Origin of the sequence: Streptomyces sp. DH37 (assembly GCF_029813835.1) — a bacterium.
In the GTDB taxonomy this organism is placed as follows: domain Bacteria; phylum Actinomycetota; class Actinomycetes; order Streptomycetales; family Streptomycetaceae; genus Streptomyces.
Window position 1 is genome coordinate 1 of the sequence record NZ_JARVKV010000130.1, and the last position, 4,063, is coordinate 4,063.

Below are 4,063 nucleotides of genomic sequence, written 5' to 3' on the forward strand. Positions count from 1 at the left end.
CCCCGGGGGGCAGCACGGCGGTCCTGAGCGGATCGCGGGGCGGCCGGATCCGCGTGGCAGCGGCCGAATCGTCCGGCGGACCGCTCGTCGCGGCTGCCCTCGGCGTACGCCACGGGCGGGGCGTCCCGCACCGGCGGGGGTCCAGGGGCGGCGGCCGTCTCGCGGCGGCGCGGCACGTGGGTGTCGAGGGCGGGGCATCGGCAGCGGCTCGCCCCCACGGGCCGGTGCCCGGCGGGCGTGGTGCGCACCGCGTTCCGGGGCCGTTCCGGGGCCGCCGCGAGGACCGTCACGGGGACAGTCCGGCGGCCCCCGCACCGCGTTCCGGCGGTGCGGGGGCCGGGGCCGGGCACGCGGGCCCGGTCAGGACCGGATCAGGTGTGGCCCGGGCCGCCGGAGCCGAAGCCGCCGCTGCTGCCGGGGCTCCAGGTCGGGCGCTTGTCCGGGTCGGTGGGGTGGGTGTCCTCGTGCTCCTGGAGCTCGTGCGGGAACCGGCGGCGGCCGTCGGAGGGGATGGCCTCGTCGTCGCGGACGCCGTCCTCGTAGCCGATCGGTTCGTCCGGGCAGTCGGTCGGGGTGGAGACCCCCTCGTCGCCGCGCCTGAGCAGGCGCAGCCCGTACACCACGGCCAGGATCAGCAGGCCCGCCACCACGATTCCCGCGATGAGAGGACCGAGGCCGATCGTCAGGTCGGAAGCCGCCAGTGGGAGGTGATCCGCTGCGTAGATGCCGTTCATGCCCTTCGGGTACCCCCGTGCGGCCCGGTCACTCGGCCCGGTCGCCCGGCCCGGTCACCCGTCCCGGTCGCCGGGCCCCGGGGCGGGTGCTCCGGGCCCGCGCGCGGCCTCGGCCGCCCGTATGGCGTCCCGGTAGGCGCGGGCCGCCGCGCGCAGGGCCGTCTCCGGGTCGGTGCCCTCGGCCTCGGCGCGGGCGGCCAGGGCCAGCAGCTCGTAGCCGACGCCCTCGCCCGCGGGCAGGGCGTCGATGCCCGCCGTACGGGCCCGGCCCGCCAGCTTCGCGGCCAGGGCGAGGGCCGGCTGCCCCAGCGGGACGCCCTCGGTCACCGATGCGCGCCGCTTCTCGACCGCCTTGGTGCGCAGCCAGTGGGCCTTGACCTCCTCCGGGGTCTCGGCGGTCTCGTCGCCGAAGACGTGGGGGTGGCGGTGGACCAGCTTCTCCACGATCGTGGCGGCCACGTCGTCGACGGAGAACGGCTCGTCGGGGTGGTCCTGGGCGATGCGGGCGTGGAAGACCACCTGGAGCAGCACGTCGCCCAGCTCCTCGCGCAGGGCCTCGCGGTCGCCCTCCTCGATGGCCTCGACCAGCTCGTACGCCTCCTCGATGCCGTACTTCACCAGGTCCTCGCTGGTGCGCACGCCGCTCCAGGGGCAGTCGGCGCGGATGCGGTCCATGACTTGGACCAGGTCCAGCAGGCGGGCGCCGGGCAGGTCGTAGGAGCCGGGGAGGAGTTCCAGCTCGGGCATGGCCTCGCGGCCGCCGCCGGCCAGGCGGGCCAGGCCGTCGGTCAGGCGCGGCTCGCCCTCGGCGCCGGCGAGGACCACCACCGTCAGGCCGCCGGTCCCGCTCCCGGTCCCGTTCCCGGTACCGTCCGCGCCCGCGCAGGCGTCCACCAGCTCGCGGGCCGTGGGCCGGGCGATCTCGACCGCGACGCCCGCCTCGCGGACGTACGGGAGCTGCGGGTGGTCCGGGTCCGCGCACAGCACGCGGTCGGCGGTGCGCAGCGCCTGCCAGGCGGGCCAGGACAGCAGTCCGGGGGCGACGCGGTGGCTGGTGGTGAGCAGGACGATGCGGCCGGCGGCGGGGACGGGGGCGGGGCTGGAGGGGTTCACGCTCCGAACGTAACCGATGGGGGCCGGTCCCCGGGCGGGGACCGGCCCCCGTCGGGAGCGCCGGGTGTCAGGCGGGCTGCTGCGGGTCGGGGTTGGAGACGTTCCTGATCCACGGCTCCTTGGCGTCGGTCAGGGTGATCTGCTGGTCGTCCCAGGCGCCGAAGCGCGGGTTGACGGTCACGTCCAGCTTCTCGGACGCCTCCGCCAGCGTCCGCGTCATCTCCTGCTGGCCCTGGGGCGTCTGGAGGTTGACGCCCAGCTTCTGCGCCAGTCCCTGGACCAGGAGCTGGGCGCGCACGGCCTGGTCGATCTCGCCCGGTGCGACGGCCCGCTGCTGGAGCATCATCGCCTCCAGCTGCTCGGGGCCGCCCGTGTTGCGCTCGGCCTCCTGGCGCGCCCGCTGGACGTCGCGGCGGCTGACCGTCACACCGGCGTCGTCGGCGGCCCGCTCCAGCACCCGCTGGAAGACCAGGGTGCCGACCGTGCCGCGGGTGAGCTGCTCGGTGTTCTTGATCAGCTCGGCGCTGCGGTCCGACTCGTTCTGGGCGTCCCGTACGGCCTTCACCTGGGACTGCACCTGCGTCATCGTGATCCGTTCGCCGCCGACGACGGCCGCCGCGCCGGGGTGGGCTTCGCTGCCGCACGCGGTCAGCAGCGGTGCCGCGACGAGCACCGCCGCCGCGGCTGAGAGGGAGAGCGAGGTCCTGCGGCGGAACATTGAGCCTCCTGAAAGCGGCTGTGGAACGGATGGTGTGGGCGGTGCTGGGGAACACCTGTGCAATGCCGTCCCGGCGATGATCGATGCTAGGCAGTCGGCGTGACTCCCACCACCGTTTCGGCACTGTTTCGGCAAACGAGCCCGCGGCGGCGGGGATGCGCGCCGGCCCCGCAACGGGACGGGCCGGGGCCGCGGCAGTGTTCGCCCGTCGTTACCGCTCCGTACACCCGGGTGCCCAAGAGTGGCCCCCGTGTCCAACGAAACAGCCGTGCAGACCCCGGGGCGCGGCGCCGACGCCGGTGCGGGCTCCGGGCAGAGAGACCTCCGGCCGGCCGAGCCCCTCCCCGGCGTCCCGGCCCCCTCCACCCGCCCGTCCTCCTCCCCCTCCCCCGCTTCCGCGGCCGCGCCCCCCGCGGCGCCCCGCGAGCACCGGCACGACGTCGACCTGATGCGGCTGATCTGCTCGGTCGCGGTGATGCTGGGGCACATCGGCGGCGTGTTCATCGCCGCGGTCGAGCGCGAGGAGGCGAACGGTCCCGGCGCGTACTGGACCGGGCACATCGTGGAGGCGCTCAACCCGTTCGCGGTGCCGATGTACTTCGCCATCGCCGGATGGGCCGTGCTGGTCGGCGCGCCGCCGCGCGACAGCAGCCGCATGTGGCGGCGGATCGTGCGCAACACGGTGCCGCTGTTCGTCTGGACCGCCCTCTACCTGGCCTGGGGCCGGGTGTGGGGCACCAACGACGGGCCGGTGTCGCGGCTCGCGGTGGACGCCCTGTTCGGCTCGGTGCGGCCCGCGTACCACCTGTGGTTCATGTACGCCTACATCCCGCTGATCATCGCCCTGGCCTTCGTCGTGCTCGTCCGGGCCGGGAAGCGGCCGTGGGGCCTGGGGGCGGTGCTGCTGGTGCTCGCCGCCGCGCCCAGCCTGATGGGCGACCTGGAGCGGTGGACCGGCTGGGACCTGCCGCGCTTCGGGTGGGGCTTCGGCGTCTACCAGGTGGCGTACGCGCTGGGCGGCGCGATGCTGTTCGCGCTCCCGGCCGGGGCGCTGGGCCGGCTGGGGAGCCGCAGGTGGGTGTGGGCGGTGCCGGCGGCGCTGACGATGGCCGGGGTCCTCTGGTACCACACGCGGATCCACTACGTGATCCCCAACGCCCACGTCCTCGTCGCCGTGATGACCGGCTGCCTGCTGCTCATGGTCAACCGGGTGCGGGTGCCGGAGCGCTGGGTCCCGCTGCTGTCGAAGCTGTCGGCGGCGTCGCTGGGCGCCTACATGGTGCACGTGATGGTGATCGCGGCGATCGCGGAGCCGCTGGTCTCCGCGGACGTGCCGGGAGCGGTGGCGGGGCCGCTGTTCGTGGCGCTGCTGGCCGCGACGGTCGCGGTGTCGTTCGGCGCGAGCGTGCTGTGGGGGCGGCTGGGGCTCCGCAGGTACCTGGGCTGACGCCGGGGAACGGGTCGGGGCCGGGGTCCGGGTTCCGGCCCGGACCCCGGC

4 protein-coding genes are annotated in these 4,063 nt (G+C 75.6%); 1 reads left to right on the top strand and 3 read right to left on the bottom strand.

Annotated features, from left to right (window positions below; all coding sequences use genetic code 11):
• Positions 1-371 precede the first annotated feature (371 nt).
• The 3 genes from QC029_RS30215 to QC029_RS30225 all read right to left on the bottom strand — a co-directional run bounded on the left by QC029_RS30215 (position 372) and on the right by QC029_RS30225 (position 2,565).
• A complete protein-coding gene (locus QC029_RS30215) occupies positions 372-734 on the bottom strand; it encodes a DUF6479 family protein (protein ID WP_279559038.1) in 363 nt (120 codons plus the stop codon).
• 54 nt (positions 735-788) lie between these two features.
• On the bottom strand, positions 789-1,847 hold the full coding sequence (locus tag QC029_RS30220; protein ID WP_279559039.1) for a nucleoside triphosphate pyrophosphohydrolase: 1,059 nt from the start codon (positions 1,845-1,847) through the stop codon (positions 789-791).
• Positions 1,848-1,914: 67 nt separating this feature from the next.
• Positions 1,915-2,565, bottom strand: a complete 651-nt coding sequence (locus tag QC029_RS30225) for a SurA N-terminal domain-containing protein (protein ID WP_279559040.1) — start codon at positions 2,563-2,565, stop codon at positions 1,915-1,917.
• A 250-nt stretch (positions 2,566-2,815) separates the two neighbouring features.
• On the opposite strand from QC029_RS30225, the gene QC029_RS30230 reads away from it, so the two are divergent.
• Complete coding sequence (locus QC029_RS30230) at positions 2,816-4,012, top strand: acyltransferase (RefSeq protein WP_279559041.1); 1,197 nt, start codon at positions 2,816-2,818, stop codon at positions 4,010-4,012.
• Positions 4,013-4,063: the final 51 nt, after the last annotated feature.